The sequence below is a fragment of the Blautia hansenii DSM 20583 genome (genome assembly GCF_002222595.2).
Classification (GTDB): domain Bacteria; phylum Bacillota; class Clostridia; order Lachnospirales; family Lachnospiraceae; genus Blautia; species Blautia hansenii.
Map to the genome: position 1 here is coordinate 2,441,348 of NZ_CP022413.2, position 22,988 is coordinate 2,464,335.

General features: G+C 38.7%; 19 protein-coding genes and 1 other annotated feature. Of the genes, 2 read left to right on the forward strand and 17 right to left on the reverse strand.

All coding sequences use genetic code 11. The annotated features are described in order from the left end of the window. Positions 1-167: 167 nt before the first annotated feature. The 12 genes from CGC63_RS15470 to CGC63_RS12425 all read right to left on the reverse strand — a co-directional run bounded on the left by CGC63_RS15470 (position 168) and on the right by CGC63_RS12425 (position 12,307). The gene (locus CGC63_RS15470) at positions 168-326 is read right to left on the reverse strand and encodes a hypothetical protein (protein WP_009246487.1); all 159 of its coding nucleotides are present in this window, start codon (positions 324-326) and stop codon (positions 168-170) included. Between the two features lie 292 nt (positions 327-618). Beyond that, positions 619-1,695 carry a peptide chain release factor 1 gene (gene prfA / locus CGC63_RS12375; RefSeq protein WP_003022631.1) on the reverse strand — a complete coding sequence of 359 codons (1,077 nt, stop codon included), beginning with the start codon at positions 1,693-1,695 and terminating at the stop codon, positions 619-621. Next, positions 1,688-2,545, reverse strand: coding sequence for a peptide chain release factor N(5)-glutamine methyltransferase (gene prmC / locus CGC63_RS12380; protein ID WP_003022632.1), 858 nt, complete (start codon positions 2,543-2,545; stop codon positions 1,688-1,690). The genes prfA and prmC overlap by 8 nt, the downstream gene beginning before the upstream one ends. Then, complete coding sequence (locus tag CGC63_RS12385; protein ID WP_003022633.1) at positions 2,545-3,522, reverse strand: DUF1385 domain-containing protein; 978 nt, start codon at positions 3,520-3,522, stop codon at positions 2,545-2,547. Before CGC63_RS12385 ends, prmC begins: the two co-directional genes overlap by 1 nt. A 58-nt stretch (positions 3,523-3,580) precedes the next feature. Next, a complete protein-coding gene (rpmE, locus tag CGC63_RS12390) occupies positions 3,581-3,784 on the reverse strand; it encodes a 50S ribosomal protein L31 (RefSeq protein ID WP_003022634.1) in 204 nt (67 codons plus the stop codon). A 126-nt stretch (positions 3,785-3,910) separates the two neighbouring features. Further along, the gene (gene rho, locus CGC63_RS12395; RefSeq protein WP_003022635.1) at positions 3,911-5,266 is read right to left on the reverse strand and encodes a transcription termination factor Rho; all 1,356 of its coding nucleotides are present in this window, start codon (positions 5,264-5,266) and stop codon (positions 3,911-3,913) included. 221 nt (positions 5,267-5,487) lie between these two features. Further along, complete coding sequence (locus tag CGC63_RS12400) at positions 5,488-5,805, reverse strand: DUF1540 domain-containing protein (RefSeq protein ID WP_003022636.1); 318 nt, start codon at positions 5,803-5,805, stop codon at positions 5,488-5,490. A 63-nt stretch (positions 5,806-5,868) separates the two neighbouring features. Next, the gene (thrS, locus tag CGC63_RS12405; RefSeq protein ID WP_003022637.1) at positions 5,869-7,845 is read right to left on the reverse strand and encodes a threonine--tRNA ligase; all 1,977 of its coding nucleotides are present in this window, start codon (positions 7,843-7,845) and stop codon (positions 5,869-5,871) included. Between the two features lie 103 nt (positions 7,846-7,948). Then, positions 7,949-8,164 (reverse strand) — a binding site (T-box leader). A 50-nt stretch (positions 8,165-8,214) separates the two neighbouring features. Further along, complete coding sequence (locus CGC63_RS12410) at positions 8,215-8,967, reverse strand: YdcF family protein (protein WP_003022639.1); 753 nt, start codon at positions 8,965-8,967, stop codon at positions 8,215-8,217. A 183-nt stretch (positions 8,968-9,150) separates the two neighbouring features. Continuing rightward, positions 9,151-9,654 (reverse strand): SEC-C metal-binding domain-containing protein, encoded by a 504-nt coding sequence (locus CGC63_RS12415; RefSeq protein ID WP_009246493.1) that lies wholly within the window; start codon positions 9,652-9,654, stop codon positions 9,151-9,153. A 90-nt stretch (positions 9,655-9,744) separates the two neighbouring features. Beyond that, positions 9,745-11,076, reverse strand: a complete 1,332-nt coding sequence (locus CGC63_RS12420) for a hemolysin family protein (protein ID WP_022239572.1) — start codon at positions 11,074-11,076, stop codon at positions 9,745-9,747. Between the two features lie 382 nt (positions 11,077-11,458). Continuing rightward, the gene (locus CGC63_RS12425; protein WP_242970493.1) at positions 11,459-12,307 is read right to left on the reverse strand and encodes a M14 family zinc carboxypeptidase; all 849 of its coding nucleotides are present in this window, start codon (positions 12,305-12,307) and stop codon (positions 11,459-11,461) included. Positions 12,308-12,410: 103 nt separating this feature from the next. Between CGC63_RS12425 and CGC63_RS12430 the strand changes: the two genes are divergently transcribed. Beyond that, the gene (locus CGC63_RS12430) at positions 12,411-13,244 is read left to right on the forward strand and encodes an HAD family hydrolase (protein WP_003022649.1); all 834 of its coding nucleotides are present in this window, start codon (positions 12,411-12,413) and stop codon (positions 13,242-13,244) included. A gap of 37 nt (positions 13,245-13,281) precedes the next feature. On the opposite strand, the gene CGC63_RS12435 is transcribed toward CGC63_RS12430, so the two are convergent. The 5 genes from CGC63_RS12435 to CGC63_RS12455 all read right to left on the reverse strand — a co-directional run bounded on the left by CGC63_RS12435 (position 13,282) and on the right by CGC63_RS12455 (position 21,726). After that, a complete protein-coding gene (locus CGC63_RS12435; protein ID WP_009246495.1) occupies positions 13,282-14,568 on the reverse strand; it encodes a Na+/H+ antiporter NhaC family protein in 1,287 nt (428 codons plus the stop codon). Between the two features lie 27 nt (positions 14,569-14,595). Next, positions 14,596-16,029: an adenylosuccinate lyase gene (gene purB / locus CGC63_RS12440; protein ID WP_040351203.1), complete on the reverse strand. Its 1,434-nt coding sequence runs from the start codon at positions 16,027-16,029 to the stop codon at positions 14,596-14,598. A gap of 108 nt (positions 16,030-16,137) precedes the next feature. Further along, positions 16,138-16,914, reverse strand: coding sequence for a hypothetical protein (locus CGC63_RS12445; RefSeq protein ID WP_003022655.1), 777 nt, complete (start codon positions 16,912-16,914; stop codon positions 16,138-16,140). A 12-nt stretch (positions 16,915-16,926) separates the two neighbouring features. Continuing rightward, positions 16,927-18,174, reverse strand: a complete 1,248-nt coding sequence (locus CGC63_RS12450; protein WP_003022657.1) for a DUF5716 family protein — start codon at positions 18,172-18,174, stop codon at positions 16,927-16,929. Positions 18,175-18,186: 12 nt separating this feature from the next. After that, complete coding sequence (locus tag CGC63_RS12455; RefSeq protein ID WP_242648466.1) at positions 18,187-21,726, reverse strand: DUF5717 family protein; 3,540 nt, start codon at positions 21,724-21,726, stop codon at positions 18,187-18,189. 116 nt (positions 21,727-21,842) lie between these two features. Here CGC63_RS12455 and CGC63_RS12460 point away from each other — a divergent pair, with 116 nt between their 5' ends. Then, positions 21,843-22,946 carry a pyridoxal phosphate-dependent aminotransferase gene (locus CGC63_RS12460; protein WP_003022661.1) on the forward strand — a complete coding sequence of 368 codons (1,104 nt, stop codon included), beginning with the start codon at positions 21,843-21,845 and terminating at the stop codon, positions 22,944-22,946. Positions 22,947-22,988: the final 42 nt, after the last annotated feature.

Here is a 22,988-nt window from a genome sequence, read left to right on the forward strand (position 1 = left end):
ATAAAATTCATTTAATCAATTTGCATTTTTTAAATTCCGCATTTTTGATTTCTGAATATTGAGCACTTGGACTTACAATATTACAGTTGTAAAATTTACAATCAGTGTCTCATAAAGGGTTGATTTACCTGCACCGTTGACACCGGCTAGTATAATGTATCTCTTTATCAAAACAGTTTCCTTTCAATTACTTCTCTCTGTTTTTTCTGAAGTAAGAAATCTCCGACCATTTCATAGAACTCCTTTTGTTCTTCTGTTTCAGCCTCTAGTACAAGTTGTAATGTATCTTCTGGTTGTAATTTTTCATATTTCTTTACATCACACATAACAACACTTCCTTCTTTAAATAATCTTTGATATAGTATAACAGTTTCCAATGGGTTCAGTCAAATACAATGAGCTGGCTAACACCATTGGATTGTCTGGCATTGTAACTCTGAGGAACAGAGATGTCAATATCAGATTTTAGGGGTTGTTTCTATGTGGCTATTAGTGTGTCTTTGAATGACAAAAAAATAGAAATCGGCTACATTTTCATCTGTAAAACCGATTTCTACTCTATTCTTTATAAAATACAGGATACCTTACTTTCCCACAAATCCAGTAAAATCAAGGGATTTAGGCATCTTTTTCTAAGCCACTTAAGCGTATCGCTTGGTCTGCTGCAATCAGGTTATCAATAATCTCCTGAATATCTCCGTTCATAATACTGTCCAGTTTATGAAGTGTCAGCTTAATTCTATGGTCTGTCACACGTCCCTGTGGGAAGTTATAGGTTCTGATTTTTTCAGAACGATCGCCTGTCCCTACCTGACTTCTTCTTGCCTCTGCTTCTGCATCATGACGTTTCTGAAGCTCCATATCATACAGACGGGAACGCAGTACTTTTAAGGCTTTATCCTTATTCTTTAACTGTGACTTCTCATCCTGACAGGAAATTACAATACCTGTAGGAATATGTGTCAGACGCACTGCGGAGTCTGTTGTATTTACACACTGTCCACCATTTCCGGATGCCCTGAAAACATCAAACTTACAATCATTTAAGTCCAGTTCAAAGTCAATTTCCTCTGCTTCCGGCATAATCGCAACAGTAATGGTTGAAGTATGAATACGTCCGCCGCTTTCTGTCTCTGGTACACGCTGTACACGATGTACTCCACTTTCATATTTCAGCTTGGAATAAGCTCCCTGTCCGTTAATCATAAATGTAACTTCCTTGAAACCGCCAATTCCGTTTTCATTTAAGCTTAACATTTCAGTTCTCCAGTTCTGAGACTCTGCGTATTTTACATACATTCTGTAAATCTCAGCCGCAAACAAAGCAGCCTCATCACCGCCGGCACCTGCGCGAATTTCCACGATAACGTTTTTGTCATCATTAGGGTCTTTCGGTAAAAGAAGAATTTTCAATTCCTGCTCTAATTCTTCAATACGCTTTTTCGCATCAGAAAGCTCCTCTTTTAACATTTCACGCATTTCTTCATCAGACTCTTCATCCAGCATCATCAAGCTGTCCTCTACTGTCTCCTTGCAGTTTTTATATTCTGTATACGCATCTGCAATAGGCTGAAGCTCGCTCTGCTCTTTCATAAGCTTCTGAAATCTCGCGGTATCATTTGCCACTGTAGGCTCATTTAACTCATTTAAAATTTCTTCAAGGCGGACTAAAATGTCCTCTAATTTATCAAACATGTTGTTCCTCCTTCTCAATTCTTCCTGTAACTACTCTGTCAAGTCCTGCCAAATCCTGCAAAACCTGAACTTCCTTATATCCATTCTCTTTCATAAATTCCGATACTGCTTTTCCCTGATTATAGCCGATTTCAAAAGCCAGTATCCCATTATTTTTTAGATATTTTCCTGCCTGCATTGTAATTTCCCTGTAAAAAAACAGTCCGTCTTCTGTTCCATCCAATGCCATACGAGGTTCATACAATTTCACTTCATCCATCAGACCTTCAATGACCGAAGTTTCAATATACGGCGGATTTGAAACGATTATATCATAACTCCCCGACACTTTGTCAAACAAATCACTCTGCACCCAAGAAACTTCTATTCCCAATTCTTTACTGTTTCTCTGTGCTACTTCAAGGGCTTTTTCAGATAAATCTACACCTGTTCCTGATGCCTGCTTTAAATTCGCCAGCAATGCTAATAAAATACAGCCGCTTCCTGTACACATATCCAGAAGCTTTAGATTTTCTTTTTCTTTTGACAAACTTAAAACCTGTTCTACCAGTACTTCCGTATCCTGTCTGGGAATTAATACATTTTCATTTACAAAAAATTTCATTCCGTAGAAATAAGCTTCCTTTGTAAGCTGCTGCAACGGAATATGCTTTCCTCTCTGTTCAATCAGAATTTGATATTCCTCTATATCATTCTCACTGATTTCTTCATCCTCATGTACAAAATACCAACTTCTGGATATCCCTGATACATATTCTAAAAGAAGCCATGCATCAAGATTTGCATCTTCTATTTCACATTCCAGAAGCCTTTGTTTCCCATACTCTAAAGCATCCTTGTATGTCTTCATCAGCACTCCTCGTCTATCTTCACATCTGGAAAATTCTCTTTTAGATAAGCTTTCCAGTCAAACACCGCTTCCACTGCCTTAATTGCTACTTCTGCCATATCCGGTGTCGGTTCTTTTGTTGTAAGCTTCTGAAGTGCCATACCCGGTTTTGAGAAAAATGCCACTACCGAATTATCACTGTTTCCTGCCAATCGGATAACCTCATAAGAAACTCCTGCAATAACCGGAACCAGTAAAATACGAACCAGCACACGAAGCCACATAGTTTTTATAGGAACTACTGCAAAAAATCCCAAAAAGAAAATAATACTGATAATAATAACAAAAAACAAAAAGCTGGTTCCGCATCTCTTATGAAATCTTGAGCTTTTCATAACATTTTCTACATTCAACGGAAGACCATTCTCCACACAGTTAATACATTTATGCTCTGCTCCGTGATACATAAAGACTCTCTGTATATCCTGCATTTTGGAAATCAACAGCATATAGGCTAAAAACAGAACAATTCTCACTCCTGCCTCTGCCAATGTTACCCCTGTTTCGGAAACGCCTATGTTCCGAAGCAGACTTGCCAACAAATACGGCAGAACGATAAACAATCCCACAGACAGCACAACAGACAAAATAACCGTTCCTGTCATCAAAGCCTTATCTGCCTTTTCTTTCTTTGCCAGCTCTTTTTCCTTTTCTTCCCCTTCCAGCTGCTCTCTCTTTTTCAAATCTTCCTCATCTTCAAAAAAAGTGGCAGAATACATCAGGCATTTTGTTCCTACCACCAGAGAGTCAATAAAGCTAAAAACGCCTCGCAGAATAGGAAGCTTCTGAAGGCTCTTGCATTTTACAACGCTTTTATAGTCTTCAACCTTTACCTCTATTTCTTTATCCGGCTTTCTGACTGCAACAGAATATACGTCTTTATGGCGCATCATAATTCCTTCCATTACAGCCTGTCCACCAATGTTTGATGATTTCATGTTTTCCTCCAAACACAATAAGAGGCTGAAGTTTTAAAACCTCAGCCTCTCCTACCTTTTATTTATTCATGCCGTATTTCTTATTAAATTTATCAATACGTCCACGAGCCTGTGCAGCTTTCTGCTGTCCTGTATAGAAAGGATGACATTTAGAGCAAACTTCCACGCGGAGCTCAGACTTTGTAGAACCTGTCTTAAATGTATTTCCACAGTTGCATGTTACTGTACATTCCTGATAATTTGGATGGATTCCTTCTCTCATTTTATTCACCTCTTATATATTTTTATTATTTATATTGTTTTATTGCGTTTTCAAATTCAAACAGCTTTTGCAGTATATCATATTCTCATAATAATTGCAAGTGTTATTCCCGAAATCCTCTATTCTTTATGAAAGAATTCGCTGTTTTTTGATTGTCTGAACAAATTCTGCGTTATCTTTTGTTCTTGCGAACATATTTAAGATATTTTCTGTGGCTTCATCACTCTTCATACCGTTTAATGCCTTACGCATAATGTCCACTGCTTCCTGTTCCTCAGCAGTTAAAAGCAGGTCTTCACGCCTTGTCCCTGATTTGGCAATATCAATAGCCGGAAAAACTCTCTTTTCCTGAAGCTTTCTGTCAAGAACCAGTTCCATGTTGCCCGTTCCTTTAAATTCTTCGTATACCACATCATCCATCTTGCTGCCTGTATCTACAAGCGCTGTTGCCAAAATAGTAAGGCTTCCGCCCTCTCTCATATTTCTTGCCGCACCGAAAAATCTCTTTGGCATGTGAAGCGCTGCCGGATCAAGACCACCGGACAAGGTACGTCCACTTGGCGGCACTGTGAGGTTGTAGGCTCTTGCCAGTCTGGTAATACTGTCTATGAAAATCGTAACATCTTTTTTATGTTCTACCAGACGTTTTGCCCTTTCAATGGTCATCTCAGACACACGTTTATGGTGCTCCGGAAGCTCATCAAATGTAGAATAAATAATTTCTACATTTTTGCCCTTAATTGCCTCTTTGATATCGGTAACTTCCTCCGGACGTTCATCGATTAACAGGATAATCAGGTGCATTTCCGGATTATTCTTTAAAATGGACTTCGCCGCATCCTTTAAAAGTGTTGTCTTACCTGCTTTTGGAGGAGATACAATCATTCCCCTCTGTCCTTTTCCGATAGGACTCACCAAATCCGTAATGCGCATAGCCATACTTCCGCCCGGACGTTCCAAATGCAGACGCTCGTTTGGGAAAATCGGTGTCATATCTTCAAAGTTCAAACGATGTATTTCATTAGCTTTGATATCGTTGATATGCGTAACATATAAAAGCGCTGAAAATTTCTCATTCTGACTTTTTACTCTTGTATTTCCTTTTAAAATATCTCCTGTTTTCAAATTAAAACGGCGAATTTGAGACGGTGACACATACACGTCATTTTCTCCCGGCAGATAATTATCGCTTCGGATAAATCCGTAACCGTCAGGCAATACCTCTAAAATTCCTTTTACCGTAATACCGCTGTCTAATTCAGACTGCTCCATCGGCGCTCTGGAGCTTTTTGCTTCTTCCGTTTGGTTTTCTGCGCTCTTTGTTTCAACTGTTTTATTTTCCATACTTTTCTCTTTCTGGTCTTCTTCTACCATACGCTCTACCAGCTCACTTTTTTTCAATGTGGAAATTCCTTTTAAGCCTCTGGCTTTTGCCACTTCCTTTAATGCTCCAAGTGACAGGGACTCATATTTTTCTCTCATTCTATATTCCTTTCCGACCTATACCTTTTCTTCAATTATTAGTTATTTGGAAATATTTTGTCTGAATTGACCTGAGTTAAAATCTCGAAATTTTCAAAATCCGTACTGATGCGTTATTAGCATAACATACTTTTTCAAAATTTGCAAAGTATTTGTTGGCGAAAAAAAGCCGGTACAGATTTTTCTCCATACCGGCTGTCAGTTTAAAGCTATTTTACTGTTTATTTCACAGAGAAGCTTCCACATTCTGTGTCGGAGCATTTGCAGGCATTTCTTCCCGCAATGGTGATTTCCTCTGCGTCACATCTTTCCTCTTTGTTAAAAGTACATTCGCAAGCCTTACATTCCACCTGAATATGAGGAGTTGCACTGCCGCATCCACAGCTGTTGCTTGCACTTTCTCTTCTTTCCACAAAGCTTTTACAGGATGTTCCTTCCGATTTCTTCGCTGTTCTTCCATCTACTAGAATGTCGCCTTTTGCACAATACTCGTCCTTGTTATACAAACAGTTTTTAACAGTACAATTTAATAATGGCATCTTCCTACCTCCTGAATTTTAATTTATCAGTGATAGCATTTCCCTTTTCTGCCATTCTATACTCTATTTTTCAATTCTGTTTCCCTGAGCATCTATTTCGATTTTGCGAATTTCCTTTGTACGGATTTCCTTGCAGATTGCATCAATAAATTCAGATAATGTTTTCTGTCCCTCATCTCCTAAGTAACGGCTTCTTACAGATACTACCTTGTCTTCTTCCTCTTTCGCTCCCACAACCAGCATATAAGGAACTTTTTCAAGACGTGCTTCTCTGATTTTGTAACCGATTTTTTCAGAACGGTTGTCCACGCTGGAACGAATTCCATTTGCTTTTAACTGTTTCTGAACTTCATTTGCATAATCTCCATATTTTTCAGAAATAGGAAGTACACGAACCTGTTCCGGACACAGCCATGTTGGGAATAATCCGGCATATTTTTCAATCAGCCATGCCAGTGTTCTTTCATAACATCCCATAGAAGTTCTGTGGATAATATAAGGACGTTTCTTATCACCATTTTCATCAATATAATACATATCAAACTGCTCTGCCAAAAGTGCATCCCACTGAATCGTAATCATAGTATCTTCTTTTCCGTATACGTTCTTTGCGTTGATATCTACCTTTGGTCCGTAGAAAGCAGCTTCTCCTACATCTTCTACAAAAGGAACACCAAGCTCTGTCAGAATATTTCTGATATGTCCTTCTGTTTCTTCCCAAACTTCCGGCTCACCAATATATTTTTCTTTATTTTCCGGATCCCATTTTGATAAATGGTAAGTAACATCTTCCTCTACACCTAATGTTTCCAGACAATGTTTTGCCAATGCAAGACAGCCTTTAAACTCTTCTACCATCTGATCCGGTCTTACAATTAAGTGTCCCTCAGAAATAGTAAACTGGCGAACTCTTGTCAGTCCGTGCATCTCACCGGAATCTTCGTTTCTGAATAAAGTAGAAGTTTCACCATAACGGATAGGTAATTCTCTGTAAGAATGCTGATTTGCTTTGTATACATAATACTGGAATGGGCATGTCATAGGACGAAGTGCAAAGACTTCTTTATCCTTTTCTTCATCTCCCAGTACAAACATACCTTCTTTATAATGATCCCAATGACCTGAAATTTTATACAAATCGTTCTTTGCCATCAATGGTGTTTTTGTACGAACATAGCCCCATTCATTATCTTCCAAATCTTCAATCCATCTCTGAAGCTCTTTCAGCATAATTACGCCTTTTGGCATTAAAAGAGGAAGTCCCTGTCCAATAACATCAACAGTTGTAAATAAGCCCATTTCACGTCCCAGTTTATTGTGGTCTCTTTTCTTCGCTTCTTCTAACTGCTCTAAATATTCATTCAACTCATCTTTCTTACTAAAAGCTGTACCATAAATACGAGAAAGCATTTTGTTCTTTTCGTCACCTCTCCAGTATGCCCCTGAAGAAGAAATCAGTTTAAATGCTTTTACTCCCTTTGTGCTCATTAAATGAGGGCCTGCACATAAATCTACAAAATCCCCCTGAGAATAGAAGGAAATTTCTTCTCCTTCCGGTAAATCTTTAATCAGTTCTACTTTGTAGTCCTCACCTTTTTCTTCCATGAATTTAATAGCTTCTTCTCGAGGCATTGTATAACGCTGAATTTTGGCACCTTTTTTAATAATTTTTTTCATTTCTTTTTCCAGTGCATCCAACTCCTCACGGCTGAAAGACTCATGGTCAAAGTCATAGTAAAATCCTGTATCAATAGAAGGTCCGATTGCCAGTTTTGCTTCCGGATATAAGTTCTTCACAGCCTCAGCTAACACATGGGATGCTGTATGGCGCAGAGCTGCCAGACCTTTTTCATCATTTGCTGTTAAAATATTCAGTTCACAGTCTTCAGACACCTGTGTTCTTAAGTCTACTACTTCTCCGTTTACTTCACCTGCACAGGCTGCTCTTGCAAGACCTTCGCTGATATCCAAAGCAATTTCATATACAGATTTACTTTCTGCATATTCTTTTTTTGAACCATCTTTTAATGTAATAATCATTTCTATTCTCCTCTCTTTCTTTTTGCAGGAAAGGAATTTGTTTCATAGGACTCAATATCCAATAAGATAAAAAAACTCCGTCCCCTGCTGCCTGTTTCTGACTGCAAGGGACGGATTATCTTATCTATATCCGCGGTTCCACCCTTTTTGTTAAAAGCAAATGCTTTACTAACCACTTCATTTGATGATAACGGAATCACCGGACCGGATTAGGGCCACTCAGAGGTAGTTTTCAAATGCTTCCGTGACAGAGTGTTTTCAGCATGCACACTCCTCTCTGTGACCTTCCACATTTTACTCGTCTCGTCAACGTGTTCTTTTTCTATCCACATAATATATCCTATATCTTTTACTTGTCAACCTCTTTTTCTACAAATTTCCCAGAAGTCTGTCTTTCATCACTCCAAAGAATTCCCGAAGCAAATAATTCACCTGTAAAAATCGAGAATTTTTAGCAGCAATTCCATAAACTTTACACTGCATTTTCTTTTGAGCAATTCCGCTGCCACGATAAATATGAAATCCATTGGTAACAATTCCAATTTTCAACTCTTTTAAATCCTTTTTACTATCTTGTTGAATGATTGGAATGGTAAAAGTAATATTCTGCTCTGTATTTCTGGACTTTTTTTCTAAAAGTAGCCTATTAAATGCAATTCCTTTTCTGCCAAGCTCCTCTGCCATACATTGTGCTTCCGAAATCCCCTCATCTTCCCCTTTTCCACCTGAAAGAACTACCTTTGTTTTTTTATTTTCCTTCAAATATTTCTCTGCTCTATCAATACGATACTGTAAAGACTTACTAGGTACATTTCCCCGTACCTGCGCTCCCAGCACCACAATATAATCCAGATTTTTCACTTCTTTTTGTCTCATGGCGCTGATAATCAAGCACTCCGAAAACACCAATAATAGCAGAAATCCACCTAGAAAAATTCCGATAAGACCACTAAACCATACCGGAATTTCTATTCCAAAATAAATAAAGCTTCCCGCCAAAAAAAAACCGCTGCCAAGCAACAGCCACACCAGCGGAAACTTCGAAGACAATCCCGTCATCCTCCAAATTCCCAGAAAATACAACACACTGACAAATCCTAAAAGAAAACAAATCCCTGCCATTTTTACTCCTACAATAATACAACTATCATAATATTTTACACAAGAAATCTTTTGTTATTGATAGAAGCTCAGCATTTCATTTGCAAATGAAGTAGCTGAGCCTATATCGTATAAAAAAACAGAACCTTTTACCAAACAGCCTGCCCTGTATCTGATAAAAAATTCTGTTCCTTTATCACTTATTTATTTTCTTCCGCAGCAGTGTTTATATTTCTTACCGCTTCCGCATGGACATGGGTCGTTACGTCCGATTTTAGGACCTTTTACAACAGTACCGGATTTTTTCTGCTCTAAGTACAGTTCTTTTCTCTTTTCTTCTGAGAAAATGCTGTTCCACTGTGGAAGCTCGTATAACCAGTCTGCTTTTGCGTCTACCATGTTTTTATACAGAGTTTCTAAATCATATCCTAAATTTACCTCTGTATTTTCATCCATTTCTTCGATTGGGTTCTGAATTTTCAAGCTGTCGTTAATACCGTCAAGGAAACCTACCATAGACATCAATTCTACATCGAATTTTTCTGCCAGTTCTTTTACTGTACCTTTTACAACTTCATTTGGATTGCTGAGAAGTTTTTCGTAAATTCCCTTTTCAATTAAAAAGTACTCTGTCCAGAATTTCTGCAGCTGTGCTCTGTCAGCCTGCTGAGAGTATGCCATATCTCTCCATTCCTGTAATAATGCCATGTATCTTACCTGCCTTTTGTTTTTATTTTCATATTTCACCATTTGGTTCAACAGATACAGTATATACGAAAATCAGCTTTTTTTCAATCCTTACTTTCTTTCCTCTTCGGATTGTTCCGTGTCAGAGGTCTCTTTTATAGTGACAACTGCGCTCTCGACTTTATGATTATGAATTTTCATATCTGTGATACATAATCGGTCAATTTCTAAAGACAGCTCTGTACCATCCTGCGGAATACTCCCCAACGCATGAAATACAAGACCGTTAAAGGTATCATATTCCTCACTTGGAAGTGGGATTGCCAGCATTTCAGACATTTCCTCCAGCAATGCCGTTCCTCTCACCTTCCATGCCCCATTTTCCAAAGGCTCGAGCTCGGGAAAGGTATCCTCTTCCAGTTCCCCTACCAGCTGTTCGATTAAGTCATTTAAGGTTACAATTCCCGTCATTCCACCATATTCATCCAGTACGATTGCCATAGAGCATTTTTTCTTTTTCATATTTCGGAACAGCACGTCCGCTTTTACCGTATCCGGCACAAAATATGGTTGGCTTACTGCATGCTCCATAACAACGCTGCGGCTTTTATCTTCCAGACGGAAGTATTCTTTTGCATTTAACACACCGATAATTTTGTCCGCTGTTTCTTCACAGATAGGATACATGGTATATCTGGTATGGTAAATGGTTTCTCTCCACGTTTCCATGTCATCTTCCATATCCAGCATCACCACGTCGGTTCTGTGCGTCACAATCTCCTCTGCGGATAAATCATCAAATTCAAATACATTTTGTATAAATTCTCTTTCTTCACAGTCAATGGTGCCCTTTTCCGTTCCCACATCAACCATCATGCGAATTTCCTCTTCGCTGACCTGTTCCTCCTCTTTGTCTGTATCAATGCCTAAAAGCTTTAAAACAGAGTTTGTGGAAAATGTCAAAAAGCTCACCAGAGGTGAAAAAATCTTTGAAATTCCGTCAATCAAAGCTGAAATTCCAAGAGCAAAGGGCTCTGCTTTTCGCATGGCAATCTGCTTTGGAACAAGTTCTCCAAATACAAGTGTGAAATAAGACAACACAATGGTAATTAAAATAACGGAAACAGACTCTAAAACCTGAACCGGAATAGCAATTCCCAGTCCTTGAATACCTTTTACCAACACATCGGAAAAGTTCTCTGCTGCAAAAGCACTGCCCAGAAAACCGGACAAGGTAATTGCCACCTGAATAGTTGCCAGAAAACGTGCCGGCTGACTTGTAAGCTTTACAAGCCGCTTCGCCCTTTTATTTCCTTCTTCCGCCATCTTTTCCATTTTATTATCGTTCATGGAAATCACTGCAATTTCCGCACATGCAAAAACCGCATTTAATAAAATCAATACTACCTGTAATAAAATCATAAAAATAATTGTACTTCCCAATTTCTTTCCTCCTTAAATAATCTGATATCTGATTGCTTTTTTCTCATTCCCGCAAATACAGGCTTACGCCTATCCAGCGCAACATCAGATGTACAGAAGGATTTTCCTTATTGGTACAGTCATCTTCATCCATTGTGCAGTGTCTTACTCCCTTCTCTTATAATTTATTAGGATACAGTATATAAGAAACCAGTGAGAGAGTAAAGTAAAATTTTTTTTATTTTCTTTTTATTTTTGTATAACTTTTCAATTTCTGTCTATACTACAAATAGTCCACAGGGAGATGATACAAAGACGCATCCCTCCCTGCAGACAACAAAAGAAAAAGTAGAAATACTTTATCCTCCCCTTTTTGAGGGTGTTTGAAAGCACCCTCATTCTCCTACATAATACGAAGAATATTCTTCCAGATATCTTTATTTTTCTCCCATATTTCAGGAAATTCGTTTTCCGAAAGCGGGGAGTCCCCTTTTCCGATTTCTATGGTAACACTGGGAATTTTCATTTCCAGAAGCGCCCAGTCCTTGTATCCCGCCGGTGCTATTTTATCCCACCCGTCTATTATCTCGTATCCCGTTGTATCTCCTATCACTTTTGCCAGCTTCTTGGTGTCTTCCCTTAATTTTCCCTGCTGTCCGAAATCCCAGTAAATCACCTCTCCTGAGGAATGATAGCTTATGGTTGCCTGAAATTTTTCCTTTCTTGTAAGCCTTGTAAGTGCTTTTGTTTCCACCTCTGACTCCGGATATGCGCCTTTATATTTTTCCGCAGAAGGTTTTTGTTTTTCACAGGAATATTCCTTCCAAAAAGCATCAAAATTTCTGTTTAAATCCACGCCTCTTGCGTTGGATTTCCACCTAACAAAATCTTCCTTTTCCTTTATTTTCAAAAGCTTTTCTTTTAATTCTTTTTTCCTAATTCCCTCTATGCCCCTATGACACAGCGCTGCTCCGTCAGGATTGACCATAGGAATTACATGTACTGCCACATCAAAATCCTCATTCCCCCCTTCGCACATATACTGAAGAAAATGCTCCGTCTGTTTTACCAGAAGCTTTGCTGTCATATATTCTCTTCCGTGAATGGCTCCTGTAAATAAAATTTTCTTTTCTGCTGTTCTATTCCCCACAATTATTCTGTAAATTTCTCTGTCATCAAAGCTCCTTCCCACGCTGTCAAGCCAAATGTTTCCCTGATACCTATACAGCAAATCTCTTATTTCTTTTCCCATAGTTTCATGTTCATATTGTAAAATTCTCTCATTATACATTGACGATACCCTCGAAAATTATTATAATAGTACAATAGATATTACAAGTAAGGGAGATTAAGAAGTGAAAAATATCAAACGACTTCTTGCAATCATCGGAGTCGGTCTTTTAGTGGGTATGTACGTGTTGACCTTTATTTTATCCCTGACAGATCACTCCAAAACAGGCGGCATGCTTATGGCATCTCTTTATGCGACTGTGGTGATACCTGTTCTCTTGTATGCTTTTATGCTGGTATACAAATGGACACACCCCAAGAATGAAGAAATACCCAAAATCTCTGCGGAAGCTTCCGAAATCGATACGCTGATTTTTGATATTGGCAATGTGCTTGCAAAATATGACTGGAAGAAACTCTTAAAAGAATTAGGATATGATGAAAAAACGGGAACTGCTGTAGCCAAAGCCGTTTTTCTCAGCAAGGAATGGGCGGAAGCAGACCGTGGAATTCTGTCAGAAGAAGAACTTTTACAGACTTTTATTTCCAATGCACCTGATTACGAAAAAGAAATTCGTGAAACCTTTGATGCTGTGGGAAAAACCATTTCTACCTATTCTTACACAAAAGACTGGCTGAGTTATTTAAAAAAACGAGGATATAAAATTTATATTTTATCCAACTTTGCGAAACCTGTTTATGACCGATGTACAAAAGAACTGGATTTTCTAAAGCTTGTAGACGGAGGATACATGTCTTGGCAAATACACTGCATAAAGCCGGAACCGGAAATCTATCAAAAGTTGATTACAGATTTTGAAATCGTTCCACAGAAAGCCGTCTTTATTGATGATTTAATGGACAATATCGCTGAAGCACGAGCACTTGGTTTTCATGCTGTTCATTTCACAAGTAAGAAAAATGCTGTTCGGCAATTATTGGATTTCGGAGTAAAATAAAAAAGCAGCAATAGGCCACATAACCTATTGCTGTTTTTTATTTTGTCGTTCTTCTTCTAAACAGAATAAACAAAACCGCACTGACACCCATCAAAATCGGATAAAACAGATATGGCATAATCTGTACCGGAGACAATGCAGAAAGTCCTGCCGCTGTCAAAAGCTGTGCTCCGTAAGGGATAATTCCCTGTCCTACCGATGCGAAAATATCCAGTAAAGAAGCGCTTCTTCTCGGTGATACGTCAAACTCCTCACTGATTTCCTTTGCAATGGGACCTGACATAACGATTGCCACTGTATTATTTGCTGTACAGCAGTCTACCAGCAATGCCAGAATGGAGATACCAAATTCTCCACCTCTTGGTCCGTTAATTCGCTTCTTAATCACATTCAAAATAAATTCAATTCCGCCGTATTCCTTTACCAAAGCTACAATAGCAGCTACAATAATGGAAATAACCGTAATGTCATACATACTGGTAATTCCTTCGCCCATTTTCTGGAATACTTCTCCAATGGCAAAGGCTCCTGTTCCCACACCTACAATAGCGGATAAAATCGTTCCTGCAATCAAAACAACAAACACATTAATTCCCACTAATGCGCCAATCAACACTACCAGATACGGTACTACCTTTACAATTTCATAATTCAGCTCTTCATCAATTTTTCCTGCGTTTCCACTGGCAATAAAGAAGAAAATAACAGCTGTTATAATTGCTGCCGGCAATACAATAAGGAAATTTTCCTTGAATTTATCCTTCATTTCACATCCCTGTGTTCGAACAGCTGCAATTGTTGTATCAGAAATCATGGATAAATTATCACCAAACATAGCGCCGCATACAATGGCACCCATACAAATCGGCACAGCAATTCCTGTTTTTTCTGCAATCCCCACACCAATAGGAGCCATTGCCGTAATGGTTCCCACAGATGTTCCCATAGACACGGAAATAAAGCATCCGATAATAAATAATCCTACTACTGCAATAGATGACGGCATAATAGAAAGCCCTAAATTTACAGTACTTTCTACTCCCCCAGCTGCCTTAATCGTACCAGAAAAAGCACCGGCAGCAAGGAAAATCAGACACATTGTCACGATATTTTCTTCTCCGATACCTTTAGAAATAATGGAAATCTTATCGTGAAAACGCACTCTGGGGTTCTGTAAAAACGCCACAACCAAAGCGATTAAAAATCCCACAATGGCAGGCATTGTATAAAAATCATTGGAAATAATTCCCGCACCGATAAAGATGACAAGGAATATTCCAATGGGTAAAAGCGCCGAAGCTCTCCCCTTCTTTTCCTGTTTCATATCATGTCCTCTCATTTCTGTTGTATTTTACACGTTGATTTCTGCTGTCATACCCAGAAGCTCTTTATTTGCCTCCAAAACAGGATGAACTACTTTCTTTAAGAAGTTATCTACCTGAACTGCCGCACGTCCTGTATATTTAGCAGGATCCATAGTTTTCTGTAAATCCTCCAGTGTCATGTTAAACGCCGGATCAGCAGCAATCAGTTCCAGAAGATTGTTATCTTTACCTTCTACTTTTACATTTCTTCCTGCTTCCATAGAAAGCTCGCGAATTCTTTCATGTAATTCCTGACGGTCTCCCCCTGCTTTTACAGCATCCATCATAATATTTTCTGTAGCCATAAATGGAAGTTCACTTCTTAAACGTTTTTCGATAACTTTTGGATATACAACCAAACCGTCTACCACATTTAAGCAAAGGTCTAAAATACCGTCAATGGCAAGGAAGCCTTCCGGAACAGAAAGACGTTTATTTGCAGAGTCATCCAATGTTCTTTCAAACCACTGTGTTGCAGATGTAATGGCAGGATTTAACGCATCTACCATAACAAATCTGGACAGAGACGCAATTCTTTCGCTTCTCATCGGGTTTCTCTTATATGCCATAGCAGAGGAACCGATCTGGCTCTTTTCAAAAGGCTCTTCTACTTCTTTTAAGTGCTGAAGCAGACGGATATCATTGGAGAATTTATGAGCGCTTGCAGCAATTCCTGCCAGCACATTTAAAACTCTTGTATCTACTTTACGGGAATAAGTCTGACCGGAAACAGGATAACATTCCTTAAATCCCATTTTCTGTGCAATCATCGGGTCGATTTTATCAATAGTTTCCTGATCGCCATCAAATAATTCTAAAAAGCTTGCCTGTGTTCCTGTTGTTCCTTTAGATCCTAACAGTTTCATTGTACTAAGTACAAAATCTAAATCTTCTAAATCTAATAAGAATTCCTGCATCCAAAGAGTTGCTCTCTTTCCTACTGTTGTAGGCTGTGCAGGCTGAAAATGAGTAAATGCAAGTGTTGGCAGAGCTTTATGTTCCTCTGCGAATTTTGCCAATTCTGCAATAACATTCACCAGCTTTTTACGAACCAGCTTTAACGCTTCTGTCATCACAATAATATCTGTATTGTCACCTACATAACAGCTTGTTGCACCTAAATGAATAATTCCCTTTGCTTTCGGACACTGTACTCCATAAGCGTAAACGTGGGACATAACATCATGACGAACCTGTTTTTCTCTTTCCTTTGCCACCTCATAATTGATGTTGTCGGCATTGGCTTTTAATTCGTCAATCTGCTCCTGGGTAATATTCAAACCTAATTCCTTTTCTGTTTCAGCCAAAGCAATCCACAGCTTTCTCCATGTACGGAATTTCATATCCGGAGAAAAAATATACTGCATTTCTCTGCTTGCATAACGTTCGGATAATGGGCTTACATATCTGTCTGTACTCATATTCTTCTTACCTCTGCTTTCTTATACTTACTCAGTGTAATACATCTGGATTATATATCATTACCTTTAAAAACACAAGACGAAAATAGTCCCGAAAAAAACCATTCTCTAAAATCCTGTGCTTCTGTGATATTCCTTAATAAAACTTTCTAAACATTTTCCCAGCTCCTGATTTTGCGGTTCCTCCACCTTTTCACCGGCTTCCTTCAGCTTTTCTTTTATTTCCTCCTGCATCTGGGGAGAAGCTCCCATACGGTTGCATATGCCCGAAAATTCTTCCGGATTTCCCATACAGCACGCCATAAGATAATGAGAAAGAACCTGCTTTGTATGTAAAAACTGGTATGCTTTCAAAAAACATTCTGCTGCTTCCTCAAACTGAAACAAATGCAAGTAAGCGCATCCCATATTGTGATAAATGCCGCCACGGAACTGTTCTCCCAGCCCCTCTTTATCTTCTTTTAAAAGAGCATTTTCGTATATCTTCACAGCATTTACATACATTTTGTTTTCTACCAGATAATCTCCCTTTTTCTTCTCACGGAGAATCTTGGGCTGCTGCTCCAAAAGAGAAATCTGCTCATTTAATTTCTTAAATTCCTGATGTGTCAGATAATTGATTTCCTTAAATACAGCAAGAATAAATTCTCCTGTTCCCATATCTTCTTCCAATACCTTGTAAAGACGGCGATATAATTTCTCCAGACCGAATTCCTTCCGTATCCAGTCACAGAGATGCTCGTTTAAAATACTTTCATCCAGAAGATAAATGTTATGGTAAAAATAGTAGCACAGCTCCTCAATGCTATAAATATTTGTGCTGATATTCTCGATATAATAGGGAATTTCTGCTCGTTTTAACTGACATAAAATATATCCGCTCATTCCTGTCCTCCTTTACCATGACACTTTCTCTGTCCACACATTTCCATTAGAGGGAAACATTTCCCCAAATCCCATATCTTCCACAACAATCACACAGGTTTCACTGCTCTCGTAGGATATGCAAATTTTTAACCTTGTGGTTTTATTCGGTCTTTTGGGGAGTCCCGGAAGCTTCATACTAAATCTGGTCTTGCTTCCGCCCTCCATAGGTGTCACTACAAATTCCAAATCCTCTTTTTCATCTAAAATAAGCTCCAGCTCTGTATGAATTTCATACCAGTTTTTCCCTGCCTCCACCAAAGGATAAGTCTTTGGAGAACCGTTTACCAGCATTTCCATTGCCACATTATTCTGCACAAGAGAAGGACTCAGATACAAATATCCTTTTAAAATTCCTTCATCGCATTTTTCTCTTGCTCCATAGCATGCTCCTTTTACATAGAGATTATTTCCGTAAAAAACGTGTCTCTGGTTTCTGCATAAAAACGGAATAGAACGCACTGCCCACTCCTGCTCAAAGCCTTCTCCCACCATATAAATGCTGGAATAAGGATCTTTTCCACAGGAACGGTCAATTAAACGGTAGAAATCCTCATCTCTCTTTACCGGGTCTGTGGATAATTCCGCTGTAATTCCATGCTCAATATACGCCATTGCCGGTCTTTTCTGGTTGTCCATCACCAATCTTGCAAAGGACACCTGATTATTGTCAAATAAGAACCAGCCGATTTTTCTTGTACAATTATCCTTCCTGTGGTTCATAACATAATAATAAAAGCTCTCATCATAATCCTGCAAAAAAATCTGATTTCTGGAAAATCCCATGCCTGCGGCTGCCTCATAAACCACCTGTACCATAGCGGAAGACAGCTTTGGAACGGTAATCATCAGCCCCTTTATCTGTCTTACAGGCTCTCCCACTCCCAAAAGAGATAATACGCCTTTTAAATAAGCTTCCATAAGCTCGGCAGCCTCAAAAACCTTTTCTCCTACACGGACAGGTTCTGCCTCTCCCCATATACCTAACAGCCCGTTTACTGCAATTTCCCCTTCATTGGCTGAAAAATATTCTGCCTCCAGCCCGTAGTGCCAGATTTCCTTTTCCGGATTTACGGATAACAGGGTGGGAAAAAGATACTGATTGCTCCCTGCCTTTACAGAAACAGAAATCGGCTCTTTCTCTTTCCTGTCGTAATAACAAAGCTGTGATTGAAGCTTTCCGATTTCCAGCCCTACTATAATGTTTCTCGTTTCGTTCATTTCTTTCACCCCTTAATCCAGCAATTCAAATAATTGTGCCACCTGTCTTTCCTGTTTCAAATAAGATTGCTCCAGCTTTGAAAGCTCTTCTGTCTTTCCTTCCTCTAACAGCTTTAACATTCGATTTAACAACTGATATTTACTGTGTCCATATGCTTCCGCAGCCTCTACCTGTAAAATCTGCTGTGGAATTTCCCATGTCTGTCCGTTTCGCTCGATTACAAAACGATACAAAAGCTTTTCTCCGTAAAACAAGATAAATTCTTTGTTATAAATACCCTGATACCGTTCTTTTAAAGGCTCTGTTTTTTCTTCGGAAATCACATGTTCTCTCTCCACCTGATAGTAAAGCGTAACCTTCGCTCCCGGTCCTGCCTTACATTCCACAAACATTTTATCTTCCATCTGGCATGCCTGCAAAAGCTCCCTTGGCATATTCTGGAAAAATTCAAATTTCAACCTTTCTCTTCTACATTCCTCCAAAATTTTCTGAGCTCTCTGCTTTTTCTTTGTATCCCATTTATTTTGCTCTGTGTCATGCTTTAAAAGAGCCAATCTGCAGATAATGTCGCACTCCCATTCTTTTTCCATGAAATTTTCTAATGCTTCAAAGAGAATTTCCCCTGTTTCTTTTCCGCCTACAAAATAGCCGTAAGACTCAAAAGTCAAATAAGCCAGAACAACATGCTCATTTCCACCCTGCTGTATATAATCTTTCAGAACCTCCAGCCCCTGCTCAGAATAAATTCTGGTAAACATACTGTACCGAAGAATTCGTTCTTCCAAAGCATAGCAGTCCAGAGAAAAACCTCTGACACGCTTCCACAGTTCTGTCATCTCCCGTACAGGACCTTCAAAATGTGACGCCATATATTTTAAAAGAATTTCATCATAAATACCGGATTTTACAATATATCCCGCCAGAAGCAGCAATTCTTCCTCGTATTCAAACTCTAAATTCAAAATCATTCTGCTGCACATTCTTAAAAGAACCGACATATCCACATCTTCATATCCGTATTCGCAGATTAAATCATAAGCTCCCACAAACATATCCTGTTTTACCAAAATCGTAACCAGCAGGCTTTTGTTTACTTTTGCAAAAGCTTTAAAATCCATCTCCTTCAAGGACTCCCTTAAATTCCGGTTGTCCATCTGTGACTCATAATAAAGAAGCAGACGCTTACGGATTTCCTGCCGATAATCCTCCTCAAAGATATCCTGCTTTAAAACGGCTTCAAAGCTGGAAATATTCTCTTCTGTAATAGGATTTTCGTGCTTTAATTCCCCACAGGTGTGTAAAAGCATTCCCGCATATCTCTGCCCGTCCTTTGCCAGTTTTCCCGACAGCTCTTCAATATCTAAAAGCTTGTGAAGATTATAATCTACTGTCCCTGCATATCTGCGCTTGCTGCTGTCCTCAAATAAGATTGCCGCATCCTGTGTATAAAGAGAGATATAGGCTGTTCTGTCGGTACACAGGTACACCTGTTCTTCCTTCATTGCAGTGTGGCGGACAATGACCTTGCAGATTTTCGGGTCGTCACAATAAAGTCTGTAAGTAAATAAAACCTTTGCCAATGCCGCACGCACATTTTCATCTTCGGAATTTACACAAAACTCCTGATAAACCACTGCAAAATCTTCATTCATTCTGCCTTCTTTAATCTTATCGCAGGCAAAAGCTTCCATATTTTGTTTGTACGCCTGATAGGTTTCCTTGTCTGTTTCTTTATTTCGAATAATATTGCTGTAAATAAATGCTCTTCTCTGGTCGCTTAATGTATTATTGTAGCCGAAATACAGACGGATGACCTTTGGCAGTACCTTCTGGTAATTCCTGCTCATAGTTTCAATATAATATTCGTACAAGCCTGTGATTTTCAGTTCTGCACGCACTGCCAAATCATACCATTTAAAATATTCCAGTTTTCTCGGTTCGCCTTTCATCACAAACTGGCAAATGCCTTTGATGACCAACGCTGAAGGATACTTCTCATAAATATAAGTTAAAATTTCATACACCGGTTTTGAAAAACGCTTCAACTGTCCTGCTAAATCCACTGCACGAAATGCCATTTCTTCTGTAAGCATTCCGTATTTCTGTGCAAAGCGATAAACCTGCACAGTAAAATGATTCATTTTTCGGAAAACAGAGCCGTCCTCTGCGCCCAATTTACACGCCATAAGATATAAAAACGGACTTCTTGAGCCTGTTCGATACTGTTCCTCTAAAAAGAACATCTTTCTGGACTGGGTTCTCAGAACTTCTTCATCCATCTCAAAAATCATGTATAATAACAGACAGCTGTCCACACGTCTTTGGTACAGCTGATGCAGACGCACTGCTGTCTTTTCTTTCAGCTGTGTGCTTCTGTGGGAAATTTCGTCAAGGTACAAAAATGCCCCTTCTAAAATTTCTTCGTCCTTCACTCTCTGATTGTTTTCCAAAGAGTCCAGTAGTCGTCTTGCTTCATCTTCTCTCCCGCTTAAAACCCACATATAAGCTTCAAAAAGCTGACATTCTGTAGAATAATAACCGTTTTCTTTTAATTCATCTAAAAGAGCCTTTGTATTCTCGCACCATTCTGAAGCAGTCACCTTTCCCAGCTGAAGTTCTAACAGAGCTTTTGCCGCTTCCAGCTTTTTTCTTTTCTCATAAGCGGTTACGTCCACCTGTATTCGATTGCTTTTTGACACCATAATTTCATAAGTAATGGTTTCGTATACGGTTTTAATGGAAATTCTGCCAAAGTTTTTCCCTTTTCCCAGACATTCCTTGCGGATAATATACTCCAAATCATATACACTGCCGATAAAGTGTCCGTCATGAATAACCTGTTTTTCTACCTCCAGAAAATCTCCCGATACCGTAATTTCCGCTCTTAAAAATCCCCATCCGCTGCGTCTTATCCGCAGGGTATCTTTTAAAGAGCTTTGTACCTCGTAAAGCTCCAGCTTTTCCTTTTCCAGACTTAGAGAAACCGGTTCTTTCAAGCCTGCTTTGATTAAAAATTCTTCTAAATTCTGATAAGGAGCAGGCATTTTTACCATTGCTTCATAATAAGGCAGCAACTCTTCTCTTCCCTTTAAAAGCTGTGGAAATGATTTTTCCACAAAGAGCTGATATGCCTCTCGGAAATCCTCCTTTGCAAGAGCAACAAACTCTTCCAGTGTCCCCACGGTTCCCTGAGAAGTCCGCACTTGTGTTTTCCTTACTTCAATAGAAAAAGGCACCCTGTATTCTCCTATACTGGTGCTTAACACAATCTCTCCTTCTATTTTGTCTTCGCTTTTCAGCCCCTTGGCATCTATTCCGTAAGGCAGAATAATTTTTTCTCCTGCAAATTTTTCTTTTCCCAAAAGAAACCGTCTATGTGTCGAATATGCCATTCCTTTTATTTTTCGTCTGTCTTCTGCTGCAAATTCTAATTCACCCCTGAGCTTTTCTTCCGGCATTATTTTTAATACAATTTTTTCTGTTGATAAGATAAGCCCCGGTACATCGTATTCAAATCTTCCGTTTATCAGTTGATCCATTCGTGTTTTCAAAATATCACCTTTACTCCGTCTTCTTTTTATTGAACAATTAACAATATTCTGCTACTATGGATTATACACTACAATGGATTGCTGTGCAACTTTAATACAAAAAGGGAGGCTATTTCATGCTGAAACATAAAGACCACTTCCACGGAAGCGATTTAGAGAAAATCGAAGAAATTTATCATATAAAAAAAGAAGATATCACCAGCTTTTCTGCCAATGTAAATCCTCTTGGTATCTCTCCTCTTTTAAGAGATACTCTCTCCACTCACATTGACGCTATCACAAACTATCCTGACAGAGATTATACAAAACTCCGTAAAAGCATCTGTGACTATACCGGTGCTCAGTTTGAAAATATTATTGTGGGAAATGGCTCTACCGAGCTAATCTCTCTGTTTATTCAGACAACAAATCCAAAAAAAGCCTTAATTTTAGGCCCTACTTATTCAGAATACGAGCGCGAAATTGCATTAAAAGGAGGACAAACTCTCTATTATCCTCTGCTGGAAGAAAATGATTTTCAAATCAATATCTCTGATTTTTGTTCACATTTAAATGACAGTATTGATTTACTGGTGCTTTGTAACCCTAATAATCCTACATCCACTGCCATTACCAGAAAAGATATGCGAAAAATTTTAGATACCTGTCTCCAGTATGGAACCTGTGTTATGGTAGATGAAACTTATGAAGAATTTGCTCCTTTAGACAGCAAAATTTCTTCTATTCCTCTTACCAACAATTATAATAATCTCATTGTTCTACGTGGAATTTCCAAATTTTTTGCAGCTCCCGGTCTGCGTCTGGGGTATGCAGTAACAGGAAATCCTGACCTTTTAAAATATATTAACACAAAGAAAAATCCTTGGACAATTAACAGTCTTGCAGAAATTGCCGGCTGTATTATGTTTTCAGATAAAGAATATATTGATAAGACAAGAGCTTTAATTTCCGGAGAAAGAGAACGACTTTTTAAAACTTTATCCTCATGGAAAAGTGTAAAGGTATATCCTTCCTGTTCCAACTTCCTCCTTGTAAAAATCTTAAAGGAAAACATTACTTCGGAACAGGTTTTCGATTACTGTATCCGCAGAGGATTGATGATACGTGACTGTTCAACATTCCCATTTCTGGACAGCTCCTTCATCCGTTTCTGCATGATGAGTCCGGAAAAAAACAACGAGCTTTTACAGGCTCTTTCTGAGGTTCTGGGAGAAGTTTAAAAGATTTTATACTTTTTTTGGAAATACTATTTCTTTTTTTCA